This is a genomic window from Rhodoferax sp. RT4P68, assembly GCF_056521305.1.
Genome location: NZ_JBWMBB010000002.1, coordinates 1 through 26,253, shown reverse-complemented (window position 1 = coordinate 26,253; position 26,253 = coordinate 1). Strand labels below are relative to the sequence as shown.

General features: G+C 63.1%; 22 protein-coding genes. 5 read left to right on the top strand and 17 right to left on the bottom strand.

Annotated features, from left to right (window positions below; all coding sequences use genetic code 11):
* Positions 1 to 91 precede the first annotated feature (91 nt).
* Positions 92 to 847 (top strand): response regulator, encoded by a 756-nt coding sequence (locus AC099J_RS03630; RefSeq protein ID WP_479613850.1) that lies wholly within the window; start codon positions 92 to 94, stop codon positions 845 to 847.
* 143 nt (positions 848 to 990) lie between these two features.
* Here the strand turns inward: AC099J_RS03630 and AC099J_RS03625 are convergent, their stop codons facing one another.
* Positions 991 to 2,343, bottom strand: a complete 1,353-nt coding sequence (locus tag AC099J_RS03625; RefSeq protein WP_479613849.1) for a hypothetical protein — start codon at positions 2,341 to 2,343, stop codon at positions 991 to 993.
* Between the two features lie 100 nt (positions 2,344 to 2,443).
* Between AC099J_RS03625 and AC099J_RS03620 the strand changes: the two genes are divergently transcribed.
* A complete protein-coding gene (locus AC099J_RS03620) occupies positions 2,444 to 3,490 on the top strand; it encodes a LysR family transcriptional regulator (RefSeq protein ID WP_479613848.1) in 1,047 nt (348 codons plus the stop codon).
* Positions 3,487 to 4,545, top strand: a complete 1,059-nt coding sequence (locus tag AC099J_RS03615) for a Bug family tripartite tricarboxylate transporter substrate binding protein (protein ID WP_479613847.1) — start codon at positions 3,487 to 3,489, stop codon at positions 4,543 to 4,545. Before AC099J_RS03620 ends, AC099J_RS03615 begins: the two co-directional genes overlap by 4 nt.
* Before the next feature lie 317 nt (positions 4,546 to 4,862).
* Here AC099J_RS03615 and AC099J_RS03610 read toward each other — a convergent pair whose 3' ends face one another.
* A complete protein-coding gene (locus AC099J_RS03610; RefSeq protein WP_479613846.1) occupies positions 4,863 to 5,552 on the bottom strand; it encodes a substrate-binding domain-containing protein in 690 nt (229 codons plus the stop codon).
* Between the two features lie 152 nt (positions 5,553 to 5,704).
* Here AC099J_RS03610 and msrA point away from each other — a divergent pair, with 152 nt between their 5' ends.
* Positions 5,705 to 6,214 carry a peptide-methionine (S)-S-oxide reductase MsrA gene (gene msrA, locus AC099J_RS03605; RefSeq protein WP_479613845.1) on the top strand — a complete coding sequence of 170 codons (510 nt, stop codon included), beginning with the start codon at positions 5,705 to 5,707 and terminating at the stop codon, positions 6,212 to 6,214.
* Between the two features lie 34 nt (positions 6,215 to 6,248).
* Positions 6,249 to 7,814 carry a protein adenylyltransferase SelO gene (locus AC099J_RS03600; protein ID WP_479613844.1) on the top strand — a complete coding sequence of 522 codons (1,566 nt, stop codon included), beginning with the start codon at positions 6,249 to 6,251 and terminating at the stop codon, positions 7,812 to 7,814.
* A gap of 296 nt (positions 7,815 to 8,110) precedes the next feature.
* On the opposite strand, the gene AC099J_RS03595 is transcribed toward AC099J_RS03600, so the two are convergent.
* The 15 genes from AC099J_RS03595 to AC099J_RS03525 all read right to left on the bottom strand — a co-directional run.
* A complete protein-coding gene (locus tag AC099J_RS03595) occupies positions 8,111 to 8,860 on the bottom strand; it encodes a Crp/Fnr family transcriptional regulator (protein WP_479613843.1) in 750 nt (249 codons plus the stop codon).
* Positions 8,861 to 8,945: 85 nt separating this feature from the next.
* Positions 8,946 to 9,338, bottom strand: coding sequence for a hypothetical protein (locus tag AC099J_RS03590; RefSeq protein ID WP_479613842.1), 393 nt, complete (start codon positions 9,336 to 9,338; stop codon positions 8,946 to 8,948).
* 576 nt (positions 9,339 to 9,914) lie between these two features.
* The gene (locus tag AC099J_RS03585) at positions 9,915 to 11,036 is read right to left on the bottom strand and encodes an ABC transporter substrate-binding protein (protein ID WP_479613841.1); all 1,122 of its coding nucleotides are present in this window, start codon (positions 11,034 to 11,036) and stop codon (positions 9,915 to 9,917) included.
* 105 nt (positions 11,037 to 11,141) lie between these two features.
* Complete coding sequence (locus AC099J_RS03580; protein ID WP_479613840.1) at positions 11,142 to 11,999, bottom strand: Crp/Fnr family transcriptional regulator; 858 nt, start codon at positions 11,997 to 11,999, stop codon at positions 11,142 to 11,144.
* The gene (locus AC099J_RS03575) at positions 11,996 to 12,751 is read right to left on the bottom strand and encodes a SapC family protein (RefSeq protein WP_479613839.1); all 756 of its coding nucleotides are present in this window, start codon (positions 12,749 to 12,751) and stop codon (positions 11,996 to 11,998) included. The genes AC099J_RS03580 and AC099J_RS03575 overlap by 4 nt, the downstream gene beginning before the upstream one ends.
* A gap of 90 nt (positions 12,752 to 12,841) precedes the next feature.
* Positions 12,842 to 13,195, bottom strand: coding sequence for a DUF6277 family protein (locus tag AC099J_RS03570; RefSeq protein ID WP_479613838.1), 354 nt, complete (start codon positions 13,193 to 13,195; stop codon positions 12,842 to 12,844).
* A gap of 127 nt (positions 13,196 to 13,322) precedes the next feature.
* The gene (tssM, locus tag AC099J_RS03565; protein WP_479613837.1) at positions 13,323 to 16,838 is read right to left on the bottom strand and encodes a type VI secretion system membrane subunit TssM; all 3,516 of its coding nucleotides are present in this window, start codon (positions 16,836 to 16,838) and stop codon (positions 13,323 to 13,325) included.
* On the bottom strand, positions 16,835 to 18,322 hold the full coding sequence (icmH, locus tag AC099J_RS03560) for a type IVB secretion system protein IcmH/DotU (protein WP_479613836.1): 1,488 nt from the start codon (positions 18,320 to 18,322) through the stop codon (positions 16,835 to 16,837). The genes tssM and icmH overlap by 4 nt, the downstream gene beginning before the upstream one ends.
* Positions 18,319 to 19,680, bottom strand: a complete 1,362-nt coding sequence (tssK, locus tag AC099J_RS03555; protein WP_479613835.1) for a type VI secretion system baseplate subunit TssK — start codon at positions 19,678 to 19,680, stop codon at positions 18,319 to 18,321. The genes icmH and tssK overlap by 4 nt, the downstream gene beginning before the upstream one ends.
* A 63-nt stretch (positions 19,681 to 19,743) precedes the next feature.
* Positions 19,744 to 20,358: a hypothetical protein gene (locus AC099J_RS03550; protein ID WP_479613834.1), complete on the bottom strand. Its 615-nt coding sequence runs from the start codon at positions 20,356 to 20,358 to the stop codon at positions 19,744 to 19,746.
* Between the two features lie 13 nt (positions 20,359 to 20,371).
* On the bottom strand, positions 20,372 to 20,758 hold the full coding sequence (locus tag AC099J_RS03545; protein ID WP_479613833.1) for a DUF4150 domain-containing protein: 387 nt from the start codon (positions 20,756 to 20,758) through the stop codon (positions 20,372 to 20,374).
* Positions 20,759 to 20,780: 22 nt separating this feature from the next.
* Complete coding sequence (locus AC099J_RS03540; RefSeq protein WP_479613832.1) at positions 20,781 to 21,404, bottom strand: DUF3540 domain-containing protein; 624 nt, start codon at positions 21,402 to 21,404, stop codon at positions 20,781 to 20,783.
* Entirely contained in the window at positions 21,379 to 22,506 is a 1,128-nt protein-coding gene (locus AC099J_RS03535) for a pentapeptide repeat-containing protein (RefSeq protein ID WP_479613831.1), read from the bottom strand. Before AC099J_RS03535 ends, AC099J_RS03540 begins: the two co-directional genes overlap by 26 nt.
* A complete protein-coding gene (locus tag AC099J_RS03530) occupies positions 22,503 to 24,758 on the bottom strand; it encodes a DUF2169 family type VI secretion system accessory protein (protein ID WP_479613830.1) in 2,256 nt (751 codons plus the stop codon). Before AC099J_RS03530 ends, AC099J_RS03535 begins: the two co-directional genes overlap by 4 nt.
* Positions 24,759 to 24,774: 16 nt before the next feature.
* Positions 24,775 to 26,253 (bottom strand): bacteriophage T4 gp5 trimerisation domain-containing protein (locus tag AC099J_RS03525; protein ID WP_479613829.1); only part of this gene is annotated, 1,479 nt, incomplete at its 5' end.

Here is a 26,253-nt window from a genome sequence, read left to right as displayed (position 1 = left end):
CGGCGCCTCGGGCAAGTGCGGGCGCAGCATAGCGCAAGGCGACCCCGGCCTACAATTTGGCGCTCCGCTTCCCACGCCAAGGAGTGAGTTGATGGACCCCCTTGAACCCGCCGCGCGGCCCCGGCTGCTGGTGGTGGACGACGAGGCCGACCTGCGTGAGGTCCTGGCCCGGTATTTCGGCTTTAACCATTTCGACGTGCGTACCGCGTCCGATGCGGTGCAGGCGCGCGCGCTCATCGCCGCCGCCGTGCCCGACCTGGTACTGGTCGACGTCAACATGCCTGGCGAGAGCGGGCTCTCGCTGGCACGCTGGCTGCGCGAGACGCACCCGCGCATCGGTTTGGTGATGCTGACCGGCGCCTCCGATTCGGTGGACCGCATCGTCGGCCTGGAGGTCGGCGCCGACGACTACGTGACCAAGCCCTTCGAGACGCGCGAGTTGCTGGCGCGCCTGCGCAACCTGCAGCGCCGGCTGGCGCCGGTGCATGACGAGCCGGCCACCGCCGCGGCAGCCACGGACAGGCCCGACGGTGTGAAGCGCGCGCGCTTCGGCCTGTGCGAACTCGACGTCGACGGCCGGCGGCTGATGCGCATCGCCGACGGCGGCGAGGTGCCGGTCTCCACCGCCGAGTTCGATCTGCTGGCGCTGTTCGCCCGCCATCCCAACCGGCCGCTGAACCGCGACCAGATCATGGCCTATGGCCACAACCGCGCCTGGGATGTGCTGGACCGCTCCATCGACCTGCGCGTGATGCGCCTGCGCCGCAAACTGGAGGCCAAGCCCGAGACGCCGGCCGTCTTGAAGACGGTGCGCGGCGTGGGCTACATGTACGTGCCGGGGGATTGAAGACTCAGAGCTTGAGAGGCCATTGATTGGGCTCGCGACGCGGTGCCCGAAGGCGCCGGGCAAGACCCCACCGACCGCCGTTGGTTGACGAAATCGGGCATGCCGGGGTCTTGCGTGAGCTCAAGCGATTGCCTCTCAAGCTCTCAGAGCCGGTCGCGCGGCACCACGCGCATGTCCAGCGCGGCGGGCACGTAGCCGGGCTCGAAGCTGCAGCCGGTGCCAAAGGTGGCTTCGAAGCCCGTGCACTCCTGTGCGATCGTGGTGGGCGTCGGCTTCACGCCCGCGTCCACCCAGCGCAGCAGCGCTGCCAGCAGCGTGGGGTAGGTCGGGTCGCTGATGTAGCTGTGTGTGCCGTTGCGCGTGAAGGTCTGCACCAGCCGCTCGCCGCTGCCACCGCTGTCCATCACGGTCTTGAAGTACGCATCCAGTTCGACGAAGGCGGTGGGGTCGCTGATCCACTTGGTGGTGAGCACCGGCACGGGGATGCGGCCGGCCGGGTCGGTGTCGGCGGCGAAACGCTGCACGGCCGCCGGGTCGGCGCGGTAGCGCTGAACGCCGGCATTCAGCGCGGCGTCGTCGGCCGAGCCGCTGTAGACCGCGCCCATGTTGCCGAAGGGGCTGGCGCCGCCGGTGCGCTTGTGCACCACGTCCTGGAAGTGGAAGGTGCCCCAGTTCAGGTGCGCCTGGATCGAACTGGCCGGAATGCGGATGACGTTGGCGATGGTCTGCACCCGGGCCTGCTGCTCGGGCGTGCGCTGCGCGGCCGCCACGTTCAGGCCCAGGCACTCGGCCGTGCGGCTGCTGAGGTCGGCCTGCGTCATGGTCGAGTCGGCCGGCAGGCCGATGTTCAGCGCGTACTGCGGCTCTGTCGGGCGCGGGTGGTTGTTGCACAGGTACTGGTAGAGGGCGCGCAAGTCCAGCCGGAAATCGTAGGAGCGCGAGCCGCCGCCCAGCACGCCACTGGTCAGCAGCACCGCGTCGTACGGCTGCGTGCCCACGGTCTGCGCCGTGAACATCTCGGCCGCCTTGGCTGCGACGCCGGCGCCCCAAGACTGGCCGTGCAGGATGGTGCGGCGCGGCTGGGCCACGTGGGCGCGGAAGATCTTGCGCAGGCGCTCGGTGTCTTCGGCCGCAGCACGCACCTCGACGCCGCCCTGGCGGAAGGTAGAGCCGGCCCAGGCATAGCCGGCCTTGACGGCGATCGCCCAGCGCGTGAGGTCTTCCTCGGCACGCTCGGTCGTCGGCGCCCCCAGGCTGGGGCCGCCGTGGGCGTGCAGCACCAGGTGGCCGTTCCAGCTCTGCGGCATGGCGATCAGGTAGAAGGCGCCTTTGGAGTCCTGGCCCTGCAGGCAGCGGGCCGTGGTGGGCACGTCGGCCGGGCAGGTGGCCGCCAGGGGCGCGGCTTCGTTGAAATCGTCGCCGTCACCGCCACAGGCGGCCAGGGCGAAAGCGGCCAGCGCGGGCGCTGTCAGGCGCAGTATCAGGTTCGTGGGCATGGGTTGTCTCCGTTGCGAATGAAAGGGCCGGCGCGCATGCTAGGGGCGGTCTCTGCAGATGGCAAACACGCTCAAAGTCTTAGATCGATATGATTTGCGTATGGACTTGCGACAACTGCGCTACTTCCTGGCGGTGGCCAGCGCCGGCCACATCACGCGCGCGGCCGAGCAGCTGGGCATGCAGCAGCCGCCGCTGTCGCAGCAGATCAAGGCACTGGAGGCCGACCTGGGCTTTGCGCTGTTCCAGCGCCATGCCAAGGGCGTCAGCCTGACGGACGCAGGCCGCCTGTTCCAGGCCGAGGCCGCGCGGCTGCTGGGCGACTACGCCGCCATGCGCGAACGCATGCTGTCACTGGCCGAGGGCAAGCGCGGCCTGCTGTCGGTCGGCTTCACCAGCTCGGCCGCAGCGCACGGCTTCACGCCCGAGACGCTGCGCGCATGCCGCAGCCGCTACCCGGGCATCGCGCTGACGGTGAGCGAGAACAACGCGGCCGGCATCACGGAGGCGATCGCCGCCTCGCGGCTGGACTGCGGCTTCCTGCGCGTGCCGGTGTCACGGCCTGCGGGCGTCGAACTGCTGACGCTGCTGACCGAGCCGGCCATGCTGGCCCTGCCGCGCGACCACGCGCTGGCAGGCGATACGGCCGGGCTGATGCTGGAGCAGTTGCAGGGCGAGCGGCTGATTTTGGTGCGGCGCCCCGGCGCGCCGGGCCTGTATGCCGACCTGCTGGCGCTGTGCGCGCAGCGCAAGGTGCGCGTGAAGGTGGCGGCCGAGGTCGACCGCATGATGACCAACCTGAACCTGGTGGCAGCCGGCGCCGGCATCTCGATCGTGCCGGCCTCCATGTGCGGCGCCCATGCGCACGCCATCGTCTACCGCGCGCTCGACCCGTCGGTGCCGCTGGACGCACCGCTCACGCTGGCCTGGCGCGCCGCCGATTGCACCGGGCCGACGGCCAGCTTCGTCGCGCTGGTGCGCACACTGGCGCAGGCGCACCAGCGCCAGGCCACCGCGCGCGTGGCCGGCCCGAAGACGTCTACCTCAAAGACGTCCACCCCAAAGACATCCACCCCGAACGCATCCGTTCCGGAGCCGCCCGGCCCGAAGACGCCCCATCAGAAGCCCCCCACGAGGGCCCGCCGGTGAGCGACCGGCGGCCCACCACCCCAGGTGCTCGCCCTGCTGCCGCAGGCGGCTGGCCAGCCACCCCAGGTGCTCACCCTGCTGCCGCAGGCGTTGCGCCACCCGCCTGGCGCAGGCGCACCTGGCTGCTCGGCTGCTGCGCAGCGCCAGCCCTGCTGGGTGCCCGCGCCGCGCCGCCATGGCCAGCGCGCACGCTGCGGCTGATCGTGGCCTACGCGCCGGGCGGCGTCAGCGACGAGATCACACGGCTGCTAGCGCGCCACCTGGGTGAACGGTTGGGCGTGCCGGTCATCGTGGACAACCGCGCCGGCGCTGGCGGCAGCCTGGCCATGGGGCTGCTGGCGCGCGCCCCGGCGGACGGCCACACCTTGTGCTTCTCGGCCGTCACGCCGCTGACGCTGCTGCCCCTGCTCGGCCGCGTCGGCTACGACCCGGTGCACGGCATCGCACCCGTGGCTGCGGTCATGTCCACGCCGGTGCTGGTGGTGGGCACGCCAGCCCTGGGCGCGCGCAGCCTGGCGCAGGCGCTGGCCCGGCGCGGCCCGCTGCGTTGGGCCAGCTCGGGCGTGGGCACCACCGGCCACCTGGTGATGGAGCAGGTACGGCGCGACAGCGGCGCCGCCATCACGCACGTGCCCTACAAAGGCGGTGGCCAGCAACTGCACGATGCCTTGGGTGGCCAGTTCGAACTGCTGTCGACCAACGTCGGCGCGCAGCAGCTGCGCCATGTGCAGGACGACCGGCTGCACGCCCTGGCCGTGGGCGCGCCGGCGCGCCTGCCGCTGCTGCCGCAGGTGCCCACGCTGGCCGAGGCCGGCTATCCGCTGGCCAACTGGTCGTCGCTGTTCGGCCTGTTCGCGCCCGGGGCGACACCGCGCGAACTGCTGGTGCGCATCAATACCGAGGTGAATGACGTGCTGTCCCGGCCCGAGGTGCGCGCGCGGCTGCTGGCGGTGAACAACCTGCCGCTGCAGGAGAGCACCGACGCATTTGCGCAGCGCATCGCGTCGGAGGCGGACTCTCACCGACGTCTGCAGGCCCAGGCGCCGGCACGCTGATCGCCAGCGCGGCCAGCATCAGAGGCGCGGGGCGCGGAGCTCGCCGTTCTGGTGCAGCACCAGGGCCGCCACCTTGCCGCTGGCGTCACGCTCGACAGCAGCTCGGCCTCGACCACCTCGTACGCATAGCGGTCGCGCAGGCCGGGGCGCACGAACACCGGGAACGCCGGCTGCCCGGGCCAGCCGCACGATCAATCGACCATCTTCTTCGCACACCTGGAACTGGGCGCGGCCGGCCATGCGGTATCGGCCCAGCCCATCGCGCACGAGAGCGCCGCCGCCGGTCCGCGCACGCAGCGCGCCCGGCAGAGCCCGCGTCAAGCCGGCTCCATGCCTTGCCGGCGCTTGGCCTCGGCCGTGGCCGGCGAGGCCAAGAAGTCGAGCAGCGCGCGCGCCGCCTCGGGCTGCGGCGCGGCGGCCGCGACGCCGCCGGCGAAGATGGTGTCGATCTGCACCGCAGCCGGCATGGGGCCGAGCAGGTCGATGCCCTGCACGTGGATCAGCTCGGCCAGCTGCTGGAAGCCCAGCGCGGCTTCGCCCTGCGCCACCAGGCTGCCGACCGGAACACCGGGCTTGGCCTGCACGACGCGATCGCCGAGCTGTTCGGCAATGCCCCAGCGCTGGAACAACGCCATCAGCTGCACGCCGCTGGGGCCGGTGGAGTAGCCGATGGTGGGCGCGGCCAGCACGGCCGCCTTCAGCGCCTCTTCGCTGCCGATGTCAGGGTGCGGGCTGCCGGCGCGCACCGCCACGGCGACACCGGAATGCACGATGTCCACCCGGCTGCCGGCCGCCACTGCGCCCGAAGCCTGCAGCTTGTCGATGGCGTCGCTGGCCAGCACCACGAGATCGAACGCCTCGCCGGCCTGCACACGCCTGGCGGCATCGACCCCGCCGACGGATTCGACCCGCACCTCGGTGCCGGTGGACGCGCGCCAGGCCTCGACCAGATCGGCCAGCAGCTCGCGCGTGGCCATGGAGGAAATGATTGAGAGCGGCTGTGCCATGGGGTCTCCGAAATGCGGTGAATGGGCGCCACGGGGGCTGCCGTGGCCTGGAAAGTCGAGGATGATTATTCATCTTGCCGGGGTGCGAATCCCTGCGGCCGACACGGTGGTCGGGCTTCCGGTATCGTGCCCGGATTCGACAGGAGCACACCATGAGTTCGACCGAGACCGCCATCCTTGCCGGCGGATGTTTCTGGGGCATGCAGGACCTGATCCGCAAGCTGCCCGGCGTTGTCAGCACGCGCGTGGGCTACAGCGGCGGCGACGTGCCGAACGCCACCTACCGCAACCACGGCACGCATGCCGAGGCGATCGAGGTGGTGTTCGACCCGGCCCGCATCTCCTACCGCACGCTGCTGGAGTTCTTCTTCCAGATCCACGATCCGAGCACCAAGAACCGCCAGGGCAACGACCGCGGCATGTCGTATCGCTCGGCGCTCTACTTCACCTCGCCGGCGCAGCGCGAGACGGCGCTGGAGACGATCGCCGATGTGGACGCCAGCGGTCTGTGGCCGGGCAAGGTGGTGACCGAGGTCGAGCCCGCCGGCCCGTTCTGGCAGGCCGAGCCCGAGCACCAGGACTACCTGGAGAACTACCCCAACGGCTACACCTGCCACTACGTGCGCCCGGGCTGGACGCTGCCGCGCCGGGCCGCTGCGTGATGCGCGTCGCCCGGCCGGCCGCAGAGGCTCGCGCATGACACGCGGCGCAGAAGGCCTTCCAGCCAACGACGCTGCGCTGGCCACCGAGGGCGACACCACTGGACTCGCGAGCGCGACGCTGGACGAGATCGCTTTCGACAACAGCTACGCACGCGACCTGCAGGGCGCCTATGCCCCGTGCCAACCGCGCGCCTGGCCGGCACCCAGCCTGCTGCAGTTGAACGACGGCCTGGCCGATGAGCTGAACCTTGCGCCGCAGCGCCTGCGCAGCGCCGCGGGGCTGGCCTTCCTCTCAGGCAACGCGCTGCCCGCGTCGGCCACGCCGCTGGCCCAGGCCTACGCCGGCCACCAGTTCGGCGGCTTCTCGCCGCAGCTTGGCGACGGCCGCGCGCTGTTGCTGGGCGAGGTGATCGACCGCCATGGTCAGCGGCGCGACATCGCGCTCAAGGGCTCTGGCCGCACGCCGTTCTCGCGCGGGGGCGATGGCCGCGCCGCGCTGGGGCCGGTGCTGCGCGAGTTCCTGATGGGCGAGGCCATGCATGCGCTGGGCATTCCCACCACGCGCGCGCTGGCGGCCGTGGCCACCGGCGAGATGGTGCAGCGCGAGCAGGCGCTGCCCGGCGCGGTGCTGGTGCGCGTGGCCGCCAGCCACCTGCGCGTGGGCACGTTCCAGTACTTCGCCGCGCGCGAGGACCACGCCATGCTCGAACGCCTGGTGGCCTATGCACTGGCACGGCACGCGCCGCCGGCCCAGCAGGGCCGGGCCGACGCCGCGCTGGCGCTGCTGGAATCGGTGGTGCAGCGACAGGCGGCGCTGGTCGCGCAGTGGATGGGCGTGGGCTTCATCCACGGCGTCATGAACACCGACAACATGACCATCTCGGGCGAGACCATCGACTATGGCCCTTGCGCCTTCATGGAGCACTACGATCCGCAGACGGTGTTCAGCTCCATCGACACGCAAGGCCGCTATGCCTATGGCAACCAGCCCGGCATTGCGCAGTGGAACCTGGCGCGGCTGGCCGAGGCGCTGCTGCCGCTGGTCGACGCAGATGCCGAGCGCTCGGTGGCGCTGGCGACCGGGGCTCTGCAGGCATTCGCGCCCGCCTACGCCGGCCAGTGGTTGCGGGTCATGCGCGCCAAGCTGGGTCTGAGCAGCGTGCATGGTGACGATGACGCCGACCGCGCGCTGGCCGAAGAACTGCTGGACCTGATGGAGCGCGCGCGCGTCGACTGGACGCTGGGCTGGCGCCTGTTGCCCACCGAGGCGGCGCAGGCCGAGGGCCGGCTGGCCCGCTTCGGCGACGCCAGTGCAGCGGCTGGCGAGTGGCTGCAGCGCTGGCAGCGCCGCCTGGCCGCCGAAGGCCGCGCACCAGGCGCCGATGCCGCTGCGCTGCGCGGCGCCAACCCCGCGCTGATCCCGCGCAACCACCAGGTCGAGGCGGCCCTGTCAGCGGCCACCGACGCGCAGGATCTGCTGCCCTTCGAACACTTGCTGCAGGCCGTGCGCCGGCCGTTCGACGGTGCGCAGGACGCGGCGCTGGCCGCACCAGCACCGGACCAGTTCACCGCAGGCTACCGGACCTTCTGCGGGACCTGAGAGTTCTGAGTGCCGCTCAGAACCGCAACGCCTTGAACAGGTTGTTTGTCAGGCGAAAGTGGAGCGAACGACTTGACCGTTTCCCACACCATAACAATAGACATTGCCACTACAGTAAATCTGGGTCGGCGCTTCTAAGTCATTGTTTACAACGACCACGATCGCCGCTGAGCTTGGCTTGCAGCAAGGCTTGGATCTACATCCACTCGGCCGATGTGATGTGCGAGTAGTGAGCTCTCATTTTGCGGGCATCTTACAAGTTGCGCCGTGTCGCACTTCAACTTGAGGCCGCTGCTTCAATTCGGAATGGCGGATGGCGAGTTCGCAAACTTAGCACCAGTGAAGATGCTCAGTGCATTTACGTCCCGCACAATAATCGAGTTGTAACCACACATAATTAGCTTGAGCTCCTCCAGCTGCCTGAGCGCCTTCCAGATACTTTTCCTTGAGAGGCGCAGTAGAGCTCCAATATCATCTTGCGATATTCGTAATTTAGCCTGCCGATCCTCGGTGTCACGCACGCCGTAAAGTGCGGTGTACTGCTGAAGAGTATGCGCCACCCGTTGGCAAGTACGGCCAGTCGACTGACCAATCAAGGTGTGCAGCAATGTCGTTTCCCCTGCCAGCAACATCCGCGAAAAGGCTACCCATCGTTGATTCTCTTTGTCTAGCATGTGACATAGCTTGCTCCACTCCATATGAATAACAACGGCCTTGTCATAGGCAACACAATCGAGTGAATGCGCAGCGCCAATGCCATGCATCAATCCGCCAAAAACCATATTCGCGCCCAATAGCCCGACAATCGCTTCACGCGGGCCATCGAAGGACCTGACGAGCAACAACCGTCCGGAAACGATGAAACACGTTTCGGGACATTCAGACTTCGAACTGACAATGCGCGTCCCGCGTCGGTATCGGACAAGTCGAGACGCTGCGATTAACTCAGCCAATGACGCAGAAGGCCAATCCTTGAACGCAAGATTGTGCCGTAGCGCCGCTTCCATCATCTTCTGATCGTCAGTCGGTTTAAACAATGCGTTCATAGCAGTGGTGCCCCCAATGGGAAGAAATCCCGTTGTCTGAACTCTCACGATAAAAACGCAAGCTTTGAGAACACCCCTGGTAGATCTACCTGACGAGGCTCGCCTTTGCCTTCTTGCTACGCAAAGAAATCACAAGCTTGTTGAACGCATCGATTGCAGCGGTGGAGATCACGGCCCCATGGGGCGATTCCGCATACCCGCCGAGACTTCCGCCAAACTTTCCAATACCTGTCTTGGACGAACTGCTGTCGGAGACCGCCACCAGTCTGCGCGTGTGGCCGTCCACAAGTGTCATCTGAACTTGCGCTTCTCGTGTCTGCACCCCCCCGCTTACACTGCTTAACGCGGAAGCAACGCGTCCATTTATAAGACCACCGAGCGCGCTTCTAACGCCACCAGACCGATCACCCTCGTTCTTGTAGGCGAATTCAGAAATCAACTCATAATCGGCGTTTTCTTCCGGCAAATTACCCGTCATGGTGTTCGAACGTCCTGCTGATCGTGGCAAACGACCCCGGTCGTACTCACTGACCGCACGCGCCCGCCCATCTGAAAGCCTGTCCAAAGCTGCCACAGGCCGTTCAATTACCACGAAGCAGTTTGACTGTTCTACGATCGTTCGCAGCAATACCGACGGAGGCGGGAGTTTCAGATCACTATTCAAGCCTCCTGGGGAAACACTTTCGTCAAGCCGCACAGTCCCAATTGGCGATGCGCATCGTTGTATGCCGTCACCGGGCGAGTCAGCAGACGCGACCGAGCTATCCCGCGGCAATAGTCGAGTACCGTCTGCGCCTATTGACATGTCCGTGGACTGACATGCTGCGAAGAGGAGTGGCGCGATGAGCAGCACACCCCTGGAAAATACTGAGCGATTCATGGATATATCTCACTAAATTGAGCCCTGCCTCTGGAGGACCGCAGAGGCGGCGGGCTCGTTTCGCGCAACAAGGCACACAGATGGAAAATATGAGCCATCCCATCGCCTCTCCATACACAACAGTCCCCAAAATTCCCTCGTTGAATGCGGTCGTTTACCCCCTTATCGAATTGCTCAGCGTCTGAATTGACCATCAACCACCATCGTGAGATCGGTGTACTCGACGCCTGAGTGATCGGTCGGGCTATAACTCAACCACAAACCGCCCAAGTCGAAAGTCCGAATCGACTCAAGTGCAGTCCGAACTTTTTCTCGCGTCGGATTGGGAGAAGCGCGGCGTATGGCCTCCACCAAGACCTTGGCTGAGGCATACCCTTCCAGCATTGCTGGCGACAACACTGGTATTCCGATTTTCGTGGCCAGCAATTTTGCCTCTTTGACAATCGGCATATCCGGCGTATATTCGGCAGGGAATACTTGGGTGACGATCACACCGCCCGCGGCGCCTCCAAGCATCTTGATGAATCCTTGCGAAGCATTGTTGGACAACGTAATGACCTGCGCCGCCGAACCGGTGGCACGCAGCGCATTGACGCCGGCCGCAACCGTGGCAGCCGCGCCAGCCCAAAGCACGGCTTGCGGGGCTGCAGCAGAAATCTTTACCGCGATGGCTGAATTTTCAGAGGGCATACGGTCAGCTGAAACAACGATCACAGGCTTGATCCCGTTCTTCCGCAGTCCGGCCTGCACTCCACGCAACACATCCTCGCCAAAAGAATCATCGGCGTGTACCACAGCCACTCGATTGATGCCAATTGCATGCAAATGATCTATGACAGCTCCCACCTCGTGCTGATACGGCGTCCGTACGTTAAAAACGTACTTTCTAATGGGACTGTGCAGAGTCATTGCTCCGGTTGAAGGCGCGATCAGAGGCGTGCGGTGTTCTTCTAACAAAGGAAGCAACGCCAGTGTGTTCGGAGTTCCACGGGTCATGAACAGAGCAACGACATTCTGATCTCTCAAGAGGGCGCTGGCATTTTCCACGGTTCGGTCAGGATCGAATGCATCGTCCAAGCGAATTATCTCTATGCTCTTTCCGCCGATTCCCCCCTCCGCATTTACTTGGTCGAGGACCAAATTGACGCCGACCAGCGATTCGAGAACGCTGGCCGATGTAGGGCCACTCATATCGACCGTCTGACCGATGCGGATCTGAGCCAATGCATCGGCACCAACAAATACGACAGCAGCAAGCATCCTGATGACCAAAGTCTGGATTCTTGGGAGATTCATAGATAATCAGCGGAATCAATGCAATGCATGACGATGCATCGGATTTCCAAGCAACGGAAACACCTTCAAAGGTATTTTCCGCAGATCGGGTCGACTAAGGGACGGCTACGTAACTTTCATCTCATCTTCAAACTGACATCCGACTGGATCTGCGCGAGAACCGGCGCGTCGGACACAATCCCGCAGCGCAGATTCGTCCAGCACTGTGAACGTGGCTTTATCCTGTCGGATCCATCCAGCCTCTCGAAACAACCTGACTGCCTCGCCAATCGTCTGCCTTGAGACTTGAAGCAATGCCGCAAGGTCACTTTGCGAAAGGCGTATGGGCACATGTGTGCTGTTCGACTGGCGCGTTTTGATTCCATAGAGTTTCGCGTACCGCAAAATCAATCGAGCCAACCGCTGCGGCACATTCCCTACCGTCTGTTCGAGCAACGTGGCTACGAGTTCACTACGTTGATGCAAGATTTCCGCGAGCACAGCCTTCCATAGCACCGGAGCTGCATTCAACTGAGAGAAGAACTGGTCTCGATTTAAATGAATCACCTTGGCGTGGTCGTGAGCCACATACTTCAGATCAACATGAGGAGTACACATGAGATTGCACAGCCCCGCCACGATGCGACCTGGTCCAACAAGCCCCACTGAGTGAAGATCACCGTCGGGCGTACGTCTGCTCACCAAAATAAATCCCGAGACAATCATCAATATGTTAGATTGCTCATTTTCCTCATGGGAGATCCATGTATTTCTTTTGTAGCTTTTGATCGTAGCAATTGATACCAACCTTTCAAGGGCCGCGACCGGCCAATCCACGAATGCCGGATTAAATCGAAAGGCGCGCATCATGAGTAACGGCTCAGTTTCCGATGCGTGGTTGGATGGCGATCTTGAATCCGTCGAGGGCGCGCGCAAGTCGGAGGCTTCCTCCAGACTCGGGCCAGGTAAGTCGAGCGCCATCATTTCGACATCACTTGCCAACGACGTTCGACAAGCTCATCCAGGTTTCCTAGTGACGCCTTGTGAAGACTCAGACAGTGAAGAAAGCCACGACGATGCAAATCGCTGAGCTGCATTTTTGAAAGCTCTTCAACTGCCTGCGCATTCAGGGAGAAAAACCCCTCCACAGCGAAGTTGCTGCCGTCAGGCAATTTCGCTGTGATCCGTCGTTCATGAAGGACGCCTGCATGCATCAGACGCTCGCCCATGACGCGGGTCTGTTCGATCTCCCACTCCAGTACCTTCAGCGCATCATGCATCTTTGACGATAGTGCAGAAGGCTGCCCGCCCTCGTCAAACAGTGCCTCGCCTTTTTTTGTCGACCAGCCCTTCCACGATTCATCGATACATACTCCCCAACTGCCTTGGTCGACTTGCGTTAGGGTGAATGGGTAATATCGCAAAAAAGCAGGAATATAGCGACATGACCATGTCGCTTTTCCGGTTTTCGTTGTCTTGAGGTAAAGATTCTCTCCCTCTTCAAATCCCATGACCGCCACAGGCGCGACTTGCGGCCGTCCAATAAAATCCACACCTGCGCGGACAAACAGAATCGGGTAGTACTTGCAGGCGTGTTCAAACTCGGCCAGCGTAATAAAAACAACATTGATGCCTTCAGCACTCCGTATGGACGGCACGTCTGGCCGCAATCGAAGCGACCGGTGGCGCTCCCGATCCAACAGCGCGGGGGCCTTGTACAAAGTGGGGTTGAGCATCTGATTCTAAATTTGATTGCAGGTGACAGGGTGAGTAATCAGCGCAGCCGTCATTCCTGCGCTTGATTACATTTATCCGAAAGGTTCTTGTCAGCCAAAAAATGGTTTGAAGAATTCGTCGCCGAGTTCACGCGGCCATCCTTGTGCACTCGTGGGGCGGAGGTCATCCATGGCCGGCTTGAAGTCGTAGGATTTTTCTCTTCGTTGTTGGTCTTGAATCGCGGAAAGTTGCGTCAGAACCGAGTCCTTGGCAGAGCCCATTTTGCCCATCATCTGCTCACAAGCCTTGTTGACGCCGTCAGTGATTTGACTCGCGTTCTCGCCGGAATAGATATCACGGGTGGTGACTCTCTCCATGAATGGCTTGGACATGCTGGCTTGGGCATCGACACCAAGGCTGTGTGAACTTTGAATTGCCTCAAATATCTTGGACGGATCAATCATTGAGATTCCCTTTCAGTTTGCTGACAGTTTTCATCTTGAGCAGGCACACGACTGCAAAAGAATGGAGCGGAGTGGCGCAGGTGTTTTAATTGGTCGGTTCCCTCTCCTTGATTAAGTGGCACGTTTTTTACCTTGGGCAGGCAAACGACTGCAGAACATTCGACCAAAGTGGCGCCGGCGTCGTCAGTGCCTGCCACTCGAGGCGGACAGTTCCCAGAGCGGTCTGATGGACCGTTTCCCGACGGTCTGGGGCCGAACCTTCTTGGCGCCCAGAGTCGAAAAACCTGAACAACGCCCACGGCCCGTCAAACTGCTTGGTGTCCGTCCGGGAATCGATGGTCTTGGTCGTGATGCGAACAGAAAGCTGCCCGCCAGCCGAGGGCTTGGCAGTCCAGTCCACCCGCTTGTTCGCAACGCTGCCGTGCGCGTAGCGCACGGTCGTGCCCGCCAGATCGATGAAGACCTCACCAATCTGCGGGTCCATGTCCACGACCCTCAACATGGTGCTCACGCGCAGATGTCCCTGCTCATCCAACGTACCGGCACGAATCAGGCTGGCCGACTCGTAAGCCCTCAGGACATCAGGATTCACCAGGGTTTGGTCTCCGTCCGCCCGCTTGGCACGCCAGGGCGAAGCGGAGGTATCGACATAGGCAGCCAGCTGCTCCTTGAAGTGCGTTGCGAGACTTCCTTGTGGACCAAAAAGGCCCTCGTAGTCCTGCACACCGACGTCGGCGCTGGCCGCGCGCTTGAGCGGGTAACGCGCGCTGAGACCTTGATTGCAGAACACCCGCGACGCACCGGCTGCGTTCTGGCTGATGATGGCGCGCGAACCGCTCACGCCGGCGCTGCTGCCGCTGTTCACGAGATCGAGCACGATGCCGCGCATGGGCTCGGGCTGACGCCCTGCTTCGGCACGCAGTCGCGCGAAGGCGTCGTACTCCGGAAGAATCTGTCCCGCCATCATGGCCCCGTTGACGAGACTGAGCTGCCGATAAACCGGTTCGAACAGCCGTGTAAGAGGACTGCTGCCATTGCCCGTCGATGAAGCCTGGGCGAGCTGTACGCCGAGCCGGCGGATAGCCTCGAAGTGATCCTCCACGACATGCTCGGGGAGCAGCTTGAAGCGCGCTCGCTCGCCACTGATCTCCCCGACGATCGCCCTGCGACTCTTCTCGATGTTGTATTTCTGCTTGTCGATCCAGCTGTCGACGTCGCCTTCGTAGTTTCCGACCAGCGTTGTCTCCCGGCCGGCAAAACGGATGAGCTGCGCTAGCGGCGACTGTGGATCGATGAACGACGAGGCGATCTGCGCGGCATCGCTCATGCCCGAGTACTGACGCACCGTCACATCGTTCAAGAATGTCTGCCAGCGCTTGATGTATTCCTGCAGGAACTGGGAACGGGTAGCGTCCGCGAGCTTTTCGACGGCCTTATCGATCTCGAAGCTGTTGCCGGTCAGGCGTTCGTCACGCAGCACCCAGCTCTCTTCGGTCAGCACGGCCCTGGCGGCATCGCGAAGCTTAGGCTTGAAAACGTCCTGATAGCCCGCCCGCGTGTACCAGCCAGGAATGGCGGCATCCGTCGGCGCGAGGTCGCCCCGCATCCGCAGCGTGGTGGCGGCCATGTAGCCGCCCGCCGTGGCGAGCGAGACATCTTCGATGCGCGCAGGCAGCCCCTGACTCTTGATGCGTGTGATGACGCGCACGATGCTCGGCAGCGAAGCCGCCTTGGCCCGGGCTTCCTGCACCAGCGCTTTGTCCTCGGGTGTGTGGGGCACGCCCTTCACGGTGAACACCGCGCGCAGGTGTGCCTCGTACTCCTGCCGGTCTTCGTCCGAATGCCCCTCGGACGCCAGCTTGGGCCACTCGGTGCTCATCCACAGCACGAGCTTCTCGGGATCCCGATGCTCGGGCCGCGCCAGCATCAGGTAGATCTTGAGCGTTTCGTAGATGTCTCCCGGTGCGCCACTCAACTGAGCCGTCAGCGAGCTGCTCACGTAGTTGTAGAGCTCGGGCATGAGCGTCTTGCGCAGGTGCTTGCGGTAGGTCTCCTGCGTCACACTGGCCACCCGGGTGTGCTCCCAGTACGGCGCCACGACGATCTCGTTGGCGCTCTGCATGTTGTCGTCGATGTAGCGCATTTGCGTCATCACATCGATGAGTGCCGCGGCAGGCTTGGAGTCTGCGGATTGGCGCTCAGCAAGGCGCTTGCCTTCGGTAAAGCGCGCCCATACCCGCTCAAGGTGGTTGCGCTCCAACATGTAGCCGAACAGCAGCGCCGATGTGGCGACACCGACCACGCCAATGCCCAGGGTCCAGCGCGCTATCCGCCAGGCACGGTTGCGCGCCGTGACAGGGTTGGACACCGCCGCAAGTCCGCGCTCCCCGATGGTCTGACGCAGCACCGCGCCCCACAGCACGGAGAGCGGACGCGCGCCATGCTCCGCGAGTTCGGCGTCGTCCATCTCCAGGATGGTGGGTGCGACACCATCGATCAGGTCGACCGACGAGCCCATCCAAATGCCGCGCAAGTGACACGCGGAAGACATCGACGCGTCGACGACGCTGCGCTGCAGGAAATCGGCAAGATAGAGGCGAAGGCGCGACAGGCTCTCGACAAAGTGCAGTCTTTCAACGTTGGACTTCGCATCTGTCGCACTGGGGGCCATGTACAGGACCTGCTCCTGGATCCGCTTTTCCAGTTCGAGCATGGCGGCCACAAACGCTGCATCGGGTGCCGCTTCCGCAGCTTTGCCGGCGGTGGCAGGAAATCCGAAGCCGATCCCATGGGCAAGCGTTGCATCATCCAGGCCGCCGATAAACGAAACTGCGCCAGGCACCTTGTCCAGATTGGTCGCAGCCAAGTAGATGGGTAAGCGAAGTGCTAGCAACTCGGACATTTCAGCCAGGCGTGCACGCATGGCATCGGCGGCCCGCTTGCGGTTGGCCGCTGAAGCGCGGATGAGCCAGTCACAGTCGACGCACAGCACCACGCCGTCAAGGGCTGGCGTTCGCTTCGTCCGCTTGAGACCCGACAGCAACGCAGTCCATTCAGTGAGGTCTGGTGACGCGCCGCCTCCCCCGGGCTCGACCCAATGGCCATTCGTGTCGAACCAGATCGCATCGCCTGCACGCCAGAAATTGCAGTCGACCGTGTGACCCTCTTCGACGCCGCTTCGACCCAGCAGGTCTGCGCTGCCCCTGAGCGCCAAGCCACCGCGCCGGATCATGGTGGTCTTGCCGCTGCCTGAGGCGCCAATCACGAGGAACCATGGATTGACGTAGCGATGGGGTGCAATTTTGCGCAGCTTCCAACGGCTCCTCCAGCCGGACTTGTTCTTGAGCCAGGCCTGCGCCAGATAGGCATCGAGGTCCTTGAGTCGACGCGACAGCGGGTCGAGCTTGTCAGCGACCGGAGCGCGCGGCTTGGGCCGGGCTCGCCAGGTACTCATCGACAGCCGCGCCCAGATGCGAACCAGCACAGGCCACAACGCCCACAGCATGACCAGAGCGACGAGCGTCTGGCGCAGCAGGGTCGATCCCACCGGCCTGTAGACGCCGATCATCAGCAAGGGACCGACCCACCATATGGCCGCTGCAAGCAGGCAGCCAATGACGATACGAACAGTGAGCCTGATCATCTTTCTACCGCCCTAGGACTTTGCGGACCGAGGTTTGCAACCTTCCACAGGATTTCCACGCGCCGATTTCGCTCGTACGCGAGCGCGGTCTTCGCAGGATCGAGAGGATCGGTATCGCCCCTGCCTGACCAATTGATCTCCCTCGGCAGAGCGGCCGCTGGTGCGCGAGCCCCTCCGGCGACAGCCGTTTGAAGCAGCTCCTGGGTCACGACACGCGCTCGCTCTTGCGACAGCGCCAGGTTGTCGGGGAACTGCTTCGTCTTGATGGGCTGGCTGTCGGAGTGGCCTACGACTTCCATATCGCCAGGCCAGGGCGCGAACGCAGCGCCGAGTCGGTCGAGCTGCTGACGGAACTCGGGGCGAAAATTGGCTTGCCCGACATCGAAGGCCTTATCCGACTTGAAGGCCAGCAGCCACCCGTGCGGCCCCTTGCGCGCACTTACCCACCCTTCGGAGAGAAGGCGAGGCAGCGGGGGTGGCAGGGTCTCAGCCAGATTGATGGTTCGCATGGGAGGATCCCAGGCGGCAATGGCCTCTCTGATCGGGCGGCCCTTCCGGTCGAGATCGAAGACCCAAAAACCGTACAGCGCCGCCATCACGAACATGCCGATGCCCAGCGCACGACTGGCCGTCAGCCAACGCTTGCGCTCGACCGGAACAACGACATGCACCGGAGCCGCCAGCAAGCCAGGCTTGCGCTCGTTCCAGATCAGCGAGTGCAACTCGGCGCGCAGGTCACCCAACAGTACGCTGCCCCGCTCCATGACTCTGTAGCGCCCCTCCCAGCCGAGCGACAAAATGAACTCGTAGAACGTGAGGACGTCGGGCTCGATCGGCGTGCGTGCCATCCAGCGCTCCAGATCGGCAAAAGCGTCTTCGCCCCCCCAGGCGTCTCCATGGAATTGGACCAGCAGCGACGGCTCGCCGTTGTAAGGGGCCGCACCCGTGATGCGCGCCTGGTCATTGACCAGTTCATCGACATACGTGCACAGAAGATAGGACGCGTCGCCCACCGCATCTTCCGCAAAGCCGGCTTTGCTCACGCGGTCGCGGAACAGCCGCACCTCCAGTGCGAGGTGCGAACGCAGCACCTCGCCGTGTGGTTCTCCTGCACGCACCAGATGATCCAGGCGCAGCAGGATCGGCATGACGGCGTCGACGATGGGGTTCTCCCATCGAGCTTCGCTGCGACCAGGCCGCATCACTGCGGCCCTCGCGGGCCGATCAGAAATCGCGACCACCCGGCGCGCGTTGCCCACCGACGTGTCCCTGCCCCACTCATCGCCAGGCGGCTCGGCCTCGTCCGGAATCGACCGGCCGGCATAGGCGCTATTGCCTTGCATGCCCATCGCTCCGAGCACGGTGTCCACATTGGTGACCGCCGTGGATATGCCCGGAACCCGATGCAGCGCGGCATGAGGCGAAACCGAGCTGACGCCGGTCACCCGACGCAGTGCATCTGCAACATCGTTGAGTATGTTCATGCCACTTTGCCTTCCCGCAAGCCCCAAGCCTCGAACCGGAGGTTTGGAAAGTCTCCGACCACGCGCAGCGCGACGGCAGCGCTACTCATGGTCTGTTGCCAATACGGGTCCCCCGACTCGACCTCGAAGTACACGCTTTGCGCGTAATACGGCACGTGCCGAGGCGTCACGGGAACCGACTGCAGGCGCGCACCAGGCAGCTGCAAGTCCACCAGGCTCTGAATCTTTTCGACGGGCCCCAGCTTGAGCTGCTGCGGCAGCTTGACCCGCAAGACTTCTGCGGGCACGTCGGCCGTAAATGCAAAGACCAACTTCTGCAGCTTCCACTGCGGGTCGACCACGCAACGGTAGAAGCCGTCTCCCTGCGCCTCAAACGGCAGCACCACCAATGGCGTTTCGATGACCAATGCCAGCGCGCGTCGCAGCGCCCGGGAAACCCCCTCGAAACTTGCCTGCAGATCGTTGTGGTCGTAGCCCCAGTTCGCCTGCTCGATCTCGGTCTCTACGCTCGGCACGATCGAAAGACGACCCAGCAAGCCGATCATTTCGATATAGAGCAACGAGGGCGGCAGGGGGGAGAAGGCGTCGAGGTGCCTAAGCCGCAGCCTGTACTCCGACAGTCCCTGCACCACCAGGATTTCGAGCAACTCGGCCACGCCAGAACCTGCCGACAGGAAACGCGGACCAGCCCGCGTGTTCAGCCGAAGTTGCAGGACGCTCTGCAACTCGTCGCACAGGGCCTGCAGTGCCGGATGCGCGCGCGCATCCAGAAGCGGCGGGATGAACCGCGCGTCAAGTTCGACCGCCTGGGCATGATGCCGCCCCTTCAGTCGAGCAACGCGCAGGAAGGTCTCGTCCGAGCGCAGCTGCGATTCACTGCACAGGCGCATGTTGAGCCTGCAGCTCGTCATGCTGATGCGCGGCGGAGCGCCTGCATCGTCGAGCCCCACGTTGGCATCGCCAACCTCCAGAGACTCCGCGACGTAGCGCGTGCCCTGGGTATGTTGCCCAAAGCCCACCTGGCCGATTCCCAAATGCGCTCGCGGCACTGCCAGGCAGAAGACCTCGCCGGCTCTGGCGCCATCGATATCCAGGTAGGCCGGGAAGGCATCGGAATCGGGGATGGAAAAAGCGGTTCCATCCGGAAAGATCCCCTTTGCAACGCGCACGCCAAGCCGCCGCTGCCCCAGGGATTCCTCGTCCAGTTCAATTCTGGAAAATCCCCACTCATGGTTGCTGGAGAGTGCGGAGCGCATTACGGTCTGATGCTCCAGCGAACGCTCCATCTGTTGGAAGTGCTGGACCTCGATCATCATGCCCTCGGTCCAGGCCACGCGATTGCAGCTGATCTGGCTCACGATGCCCCCCTAGCGCTTTGCTTCGGCGCAAAGCTGGCCATCTGACGATGGTCATTCCACTGTTCAGTCATGACGTCGACCCTTTCTACCCAAACGCTTCTCCGGCGCCGGAACGCTGGCTCTATCGCCCTCTGCCTGCGGCGGCGGCGGCGGCGGCGGAGGGCTCCTCATGCGCATACCATCAGATACACGTGTGCCATTGACGGCAACGAAATGAAAACTGAATTCGCCCGAGTTCGTCCTGAGCCTCAACGGCGTCGCGTTCCCTGGGGTTTGCGCTCCGAAGTCCGGATCGACCAGTACCCAGCCATCCTTGTCCGAAGGCATCTTGAGCGTCACCTGCAGTGCCTGCTCGGCAGAAAGGATGCGGCGCTCGCTGGCCATGACGTGCGTATCGAGGCTGGTGCCGCGGCACTTGCTGTCGTCCAGCCAAGATCCCGGCACCCACGTCTCGTCGGCCACAAGATAGACACAGAGCTGCACCGGGCGCGGCACGCCGTTGCGACCAGGGTTGAGTTGCGCGCCGCCCACGATCGTGACGTTGACCACTCGCTCGCGGCGAATGGCGCGCAGTCCGTCGGCGGGGAGATCCACGGGATTTCTGAGAACTCCGCATCCCTGCAGCACCAGTATGCAGAGGAGAACAACAAGCGAGCGCACAGGGTTCACGCCTTTCATGCCATACAACGCTTCAGCCCAACACCAGAATCTTCGTTTGGCTCGGATTCACGCGCGTTCCGGTCGTGTTGTCACTGTTGGGCGAGTTGACGCTGGTCAGCCGCGTCACAGGTGAGCCATTGATCAGAATCCGGTAGACGCCCGTGATGTGCCTTGAACGCGAGGCCACAGTTCCGGACACCACGCCCAACATGGTCCCCGGCTCATCGTCATGGGTGATCGGAATCACCGTGTTCATGTTGTGAACAGGCCCGCCAATCCAGATGATCATCGGGTTGTTAGGTATGGCCTCGTTGCCGTAGGCGATGTTTGTATAGGGAATGGGAATCCCGAGAGGAGGCGTCCTGCAAACATCTGCAGGCGCCATGTCGTTCCCCCCGGCCTGACAATTAGCAAACATAGATTGGTCTTTCTTTCTTAAATCAGCCCATGTGGATCTGAGCGCCATCCAGCTTGAGCAAGGCATCTGCAGAAATCGTCGCAAGCTTTGCGTGAACGCCAAGGTGCCGGTCAACGTTGATCGCCATGCTGCCAACCTGCACGACTGAACACTGTCGAACGAGGGAGCTCTTCTCTTCGGTGACTTCCCTGACCATCGAAGAAGTACTGCACAGTTGGACCGCCTGATGTGTGATGTCGCGATGTGCATGAAATGCGAGGCTTCCTGCGCGCACCTCCACGTCTGCATCGCCTAGATCAATGGCGGTGCAGGCGGCCACCGCATCGCGTTCCAGTACTGCGACAACCCACGAAGAAGAACCGCCCACCAGAACCTGGACGAGGTCTCCGCGTGAGGGCACCAGCAAGCAACTCGCCGCCTTTCTTGCCACGAGCGCACTACCGCGAGCGTCCACCAGGCGCCAGGACTGGCTATCGACTTCATCACCCAACCGAGCGACGAAGACTTCAGCTGGGGCGCACCGATCGCGCACACCGCTTTCACTGGCCTGCTGCCGCATCAACCGCGGCAACTCGCTGCCATGCTCATCGAGCGACTTTTGCCTCACCCGAGGCACGGGGTTACTGACCGAATTTGAATGGCTCATCTTCCTGTCCTCTGTTCTTGGGTCCTGGCGAATGTTTTGCCCACCAGTGCTCATCGCGAAGATCGACCGCTTCTTCGAAAACGGCGCGGTCCACGTTGGCCGTAAGCCAGGCGGCCCTTCCCTGGCCAATCAGGTTCGCGTGGGTGAAGTTCGCTTTGGACATGTCAACGTGACTCAACCGGGCGCCACGCGCGTCGAGTTCGGGGGCATGCAGTTCCCGCAGGTCGACCGACTCCAGAGTTGCACTTCGAAGCGACAGCGCAGGCATGCGTTGCTGGAACAAGCTGCACCTCGTCAGCTTTGCGCCGTCGAAAAGCGGACGCGTGGCCGACGAGCGGACCCATTCAATCTCTTCGAGCACCGCACCGTCGAACGCCGGGAGGTGCAAGTTGCAGTCTTCGAATCTGCCCTCGGTCCATTGGCTCAGGGACCATGCGCATTGCACGAGTTCTGTGGACTTGAAGCTAAGGTCATGGAGGGTGCAGGCAACCCATCGAATGCTTTGACCTGCGCAATTGAGAAACTCGACCTTGGTGCAGGTGCTCTGCGCGCAGATGAACCGCTGCAGGTCCACGCTCTCAGCGTGCACGTCATTGAGCTGGCAATCGGCCAAGGTAACGTCTTGCAGTGCCCCTTTGTCGATGTGCAGCCCATTGATCTGCGCGTTGGACGCCACGGTCTGCACCACACGAGTCGACGCAAATTGGACGTCGCGCAAGGCAGTGCCCGCGATGGTGCCGAAATGCACTTCACACTCGTCGAACCTGACGCGTTCAGCCCTGCCGCCACTGAGCAGAACGCGGCTCAGCCGGCAGCGTGTCCACGTCGTTTCTGCAAGCTCGCAATCTTCCCATTTCACATCTGCGAGCGTCACGCCCTGCCATTCGATTCGCTCGAACATGCAATTGATGAAGCGGACCTTGCTCATGGCGCCTTGCCATGTGAACGCCTGGAACCTGCAGCCCCTGAATTCCGTTTCCTCGAGAACCTTGGGCGGCGGCAAGGCATTCGTGAAGGACAGTCCTTCGAACACGGCAGGTGCGCGTGGAACGTGCGCAAGCAATTGCTCCATCCCCACGATCGAGTGTTGCAATGAGCTCACCGCGGCCTCCTAGGCACCGATTGAATGCGGGCCGCCAGATTGCCACTGCCGTTCAGTGCCGCGACTCCGTGTATCCAGGCCGACTGCAGACGAATCAGATTGCAGTTCTTGACCGTCGACTCGCGCAGATCGGCGCCGTAGAGATTCGCGTCTTTCAGTGACGTGGCCCGAACCGTGGAGGCTGAGAGATCGGCATGCATCAGGTTGGCATCGGTCAGCACGCAGTTCAGCCAAGTGCTCTTGGGCGCATGCAGCCTGGGTGCAGCCAACGGCTTGAGCGTGCAGTCGGTCACGCGAATGCCCTCTGCCTTCACGGCAATCCAGCTGGTGTTTTCAAACGAGCATCCGCTGAACTGCGCGTTTCCGAGATTCGCGCCTTGAGCGAAATTCAGGGAGATGCCGCTGCATGTGTCCCAGGCGCTGAAGCACAAGTCGGCGCCGACGAAGCCAACTCTTTCAAAGACACACTGGCTCATCATCGACGCAGCCATTGCGCAGTCGACGAGGCTGGAATTGAGAAGGACGAGATCGCTCCAGCGCGCGTTCGGCAGCTGACATTCGAGCCAGCTGACACACTCTGCATGGATCCCCTCCATCCGCGTCTGCCCGCCATTCAACCGTTGCAAACTCATCTGAGTCCATTGCCCACGGACGAAGCTGACGTGGTGCACGCTGCACAAATCCAGGCTCCCATGCCGTTGATTGCAATGCGAGAACGTTGAATAGCTCAGCTCGCTTCTTGTGAATCTGCACCGCGTGAAGCTGCAGCCTTCCCATCGGCTCCGGATCAGATTGCAGTCTTCGAATGCGACGTCCTCAAAATGGCAGTTCGTCCACACGGCGCCTTCGAGATCGCAGCGCACAAGCTGCACGTGCGTCAGTCGCACGTTGTCGACGTGCAGACCTCGCAGCGTGGCGGTCTCGATTCGACGGTGAGAAAAATTGCCATCTTTGGGCGCCCTCAATGCCTCCCCTATCTCGGCATCCGACGGCGCTGCGATGGCCTGGAGCGCCTGCACCTGTGCCCAAGGTGCGCTCGCGACTTCGACGCTGAGTGCTCTAGCCTTCTCGCGATTCCGATCCATTTCCGCCAGAGTTTTTTCGAACTCGTCCACACGCAATTGCAAGGCTGCGTAAGCAAGAGGCGAGGTGCGCAGGTTCGGGTAGTCCTCCGCGCCGAGGATGAGATCCCATGTCCAGCCACGCGAGCGCTCTGGCATCAGGTCGCTGTCTCTCAGCGATGCGGCACTGCCCAGGTCGAGCGACGAGCGCGCCGCGACGATTTCTGCAAGTCGGGTGGCCGACAGCAGTCGCCCCGGCTCACGAAAGGCGACTACGCCCAGCTCAATGTCATCGGACAGCACGCCATCGATGGGCACCAGACCGTGCCACCACATCACGCCTGTGTCGTGGTCAGGCAAGAACCAGACGGTTTGCTGCGTCAACGACACAGGCTCGAGCGCCTCCTGCTTGCGCCGTCGAACCATGGCCTGAGCCTGAATGGCAGGCAGATCGCCACGATAGCCCAGGCCAAGCGGTCCGAACCCACACAGCTCGAAAGGGGCCCCCTGGGTCCACCCTTTGCCATGTCGGTGTTGGTCATGCGGCGCCAACTGGAAATATCGCAAATCCATCTGCGCTGGCCACCCCATGTGTGAACCATCGCGACCGAAGGGATCGAGCATGCTGGAGCGGCTTGGCGCGAGTTCAGCACGCGACGCCCATTGGGCCCTGACAGGACCCATCGCGGCCAAGGGATGCCCGGTCGGACCCAGGCCTCCCATGAGCTGCAACGCGCCCGGAACGCTCGTCCCGACAGGGTTCTGCCGCCCCCGAATGTCCTTCATGGCATGGGGATAGTCGACGGCCAGCATTGCCCGGTGTTGTGTGGTTCCGTCTTGCGCGACCTCCCAAGGCATCACGCGCGCGGTGCAGTGGATGGTCTTCTTCACGCCGTCCAGAGCAACGCTGGCTTCCCAGTCGATGAGGCGGTTAGCTTCCCTGTCTCCACCCATGCAGACGGCGTGACCGCCGAGCAGCCATTCGGCGCTGTGCTTTGGCAACGCCATTTCCATAACGGGCGTGACCAGCGGCGCAGACGTGAAAGCTTGCCAGACGCTGGCTTCGTGCAGCAGCACCCGGGTGTCACTGAGCCGAAAGCCGCAACCGATCGACACGCCCATCATGGCGACGGGGCCGAACTGGGTTGGCGCCGTCTGAACCAGCGCATGCTGAGGCTTGAGGGACCTCATTGGAGTACGCGCCCGCTCATTGCTTGATCTCCAGGCCGACACGGGACTGCTTGACCCCCGTGTACGAAATGCTCGTGCCGGTGTTGGTGTTCTTGCGCCCCGTCGTAGCGGACTCGGTGCCAATGGTCTTCGAGGAGGTGCCCGTCGTCGTGGTCTCACTGCCCGTGGTCTTGGTCTCACTGCCCGTGGTCTTGGTGGAGGTGCCCGTAGTCGTGGTCTCAGTTCCCGTGGTCTTGGTTTCCGTTCCCGTAGTGCGCGTCGATGTCCCGGTGGTCTTGGTCTCAGTGCCCGTGGTCTTGGTCTCAGTGCCCGTGGTGCTGTCGGAGATTCCAGTGGAACTGATCGACATCCCGGTTTCGGTGGTGCGCTGACCGGTGGTCGCGTACGAGATGCCGACCATGGAGCGTGACATGCCGGTCATGGTGACGCTCACGCCGGTCATGGATTCAGACATCCCTGTCATCGACGTTCTCGTGCCGGTGACGCTAGAGGATGTGCCCGTCATCGAAGACGACACGCCCGTCATGCTCGTTGACGTCCCGGTCAGCGATGTCCGCATGCCGATAAACGATGTCGACATGCCCGTGAACGACGTGCTTAGTCCGGAGAAGGAGGTGCTGACACCTGTGAACGACGTATTCATGCCGGTGAAACTGGCATTGACGCCCGTGAAGGAAGTCCTGATACCCGTGAAGCCGATCGCCATCCCGGTAAAGGAAATCCTCACGCCGGTGAGGCTGATGATCATGCCCGTCAGCGATGCATTGATCCCGGTGGCCGAGGTGCTGACACCGGTGATCGAATTGCGTATGCCGGTCGCGGAATTGCTGATGCCCGTCGCGGAATTTCGGATGCCGGTTGCCGAATTGCTGATGCCGGTGATGGAATTGCTGACACCGGTTGCGGAGTTCCGGACTCCGGTTGCGGAGTTCTGGACACCCGTTGCAGAGTTCCGGACACCGGTTGCAGAATTCTGGACACCCGTTGCAGAGTTCTGGACACCCGTTGCAGAGTTCCGGACACCAGTCGCGGAGTTGCTGACACCTGTCGTGGAGTTGCTGATACCGGTGCTGGAATTGCTGACGTTCGAAGGGGAAGCGGCGCTTGCCGGCGCTTCGCCAGTGGCCGATGAACCCATGCCCCCGCTCGATGGCGAACCGGTCGTCATCGTCAGGATGCCCCCGACGCTGATGTTGTGGTGATTGCCAACCGCGATCGAGGCGTTGCGCTCGACCGTGTCCTGCATGTCCCGTTCAGAATGCAACATCACGCGCTCGGCGCCGCGATCGTCATCGAATGTGATCTGGCTCGCGTGCTGCACCTGTCCGTGCTTGAGCGAACGCGACACCAGCCCCGAGTACCGGATGTCCTTGGGCAAGTCGTACGGCACCGGGTTCTCGCCGTTGTAGACGATGCCCACCGCCAGCGGCCTGTCCAGGTCGCCGTCGATGTAGCTGATCAGCACCTCCTGGCCCACACGGGGCATCGCCAGGAA

What these genes read in the sequence shown, in the direction of transcription:
- AC099J_RS03585 (WP_479613841.1), bottom strand. Translation starts at nt 11,036, where the DNA reads ATGAATCTCCCAAGAATCCAGACTTTGGTCATCAGGATGCTTGCTGCT.
- AC099J_RS03570 (WP_479613838.1), bottom strand. Translation starts at nt 13,195, where the DNA reads ATGATTGATCCGTCCAAGATATTTGAGGCAATTCAAAGTTCACACAGC.
- AC099J_RS03580 (WP_479613840.1), bottom strand. Translation starts at nt 11,999, where the DNA reads ATGATGGCGCTCGACTTACCTGGCCCGAGTCTGGAGGAAGCCTCCGAC.
- AC099J_RS03620 (WP_479613848.1), top strand. Translation starts at nt 2,444, where the DNA reads ATGGACTTGCGACAACTGCGCTACTTCCTGGCGGTGGCCAGCGCCGGC.
- AC099J_RS03540 (WP_479613832.1), bottom strand. Translation starts at nt 21,404, where the DNA reads ATGAGCCATTCAAATTCGGTCAGTAACCCCGTGCCTCGGGTGAGGCAA.
- AC099J_RS03595 (WP_479613843.1), bottom strand. Translation starts at nt 8,860, where the DNA reads ATGAACGCATTGTTTAAACCGACTGACGATCAGAAGATGATGGAAGCG.
- tssM (WP_479613837.1), bottom strand. Translation starts at nt 16,838, where the DNA reads ATGATCAGGCTCACTGTTCGTATCGTCATTGGCTGCCTGCTTGCAGCG.
- AC099J_RS03610 (WP_479613846.1), bottom strand. Translation starts at nt 5,552, where the DNA reads ATGGCACAGCCGCTCTCAATCATTTCCTCCATGGCCACGCGCGAGCTG.
- AC099J_RS03550 (WP_479613834.1), bottom strand. Translation starts at nt 20,358, where the DNA reads ATGAAAGGCGTGAACCCTGTGCGCTCGCTTGTTGTTCTCCTCTGCATA.
- msrA (WP_479613845.1), top strand. Translation starts at nt 5,705, where the DNA reads ATGAGTTCGACCGAGACCGCCATCCTTGCCGGCGGATGTTTCTGGGGC.
- AC099J_RS03630 (WP_479613850.1), top strand. Translation starts at nt 92, where the DNA reads ATGGACCCCCTTGAACCCGCCGCGCGGCCCCGGCTGCTGGTGGTGGAC.
- AC099J_RS03590 (WP_479613842.1), bottom strand. Translation starts at nt 9,338, where the DNA reads ATGACGGGTAATTTGCCGGAAGAAAACGCCGATTATGAGTTGATTTCT.
- AC099J_RS03625 (WP_479613849.1), bottom strand. Translation starts at nt 2,343, where the DNA reads ATGCCCACGAACCTGATACTGCGCCTGACAGCGCCCGCGCTGGCCGCT.
- AC099J_RS03545 (WP_479613833.1), bottom strand. Translation starts at nt 20,758, where the DNA reads ATGTTTGCTAATTGTCAGGCCGGGGGGAACGACATGGCGCCTGCAGAT.
- AC099J_RS03575 (WP_479613839.1), bottom strand. Translation starts at nt 12,751, where the DNA reads ATGCTCAACCCCACTTTGTACAAGGCCCCCGCGCTGTTGGATCGGGAG.
- AC099J_RS03530 (WP_479613830.1), bottom strand. Translation starts at nt 24,758, where the DNA reads ATGAGGTCCCTCAAGCCTCAGCATGCGCTGGTTCAGACGGCGCCAACC.
- AC099J_RS03600 (WP_479613844.1), top strand. Translation starts at nt 6,249, where the DNA reads ATGACACGCGGCGCAGAAGGCCTTCCAGCCAACGACGCTGCGCTGGCC.
- icmH (WP_479613836.1), bottom strand. Translation starts at nt 18,322, where the DNA reads ATGAACATACTCAACGATGTTGCAGATGCACTGCGTCGGGTGACCGGC.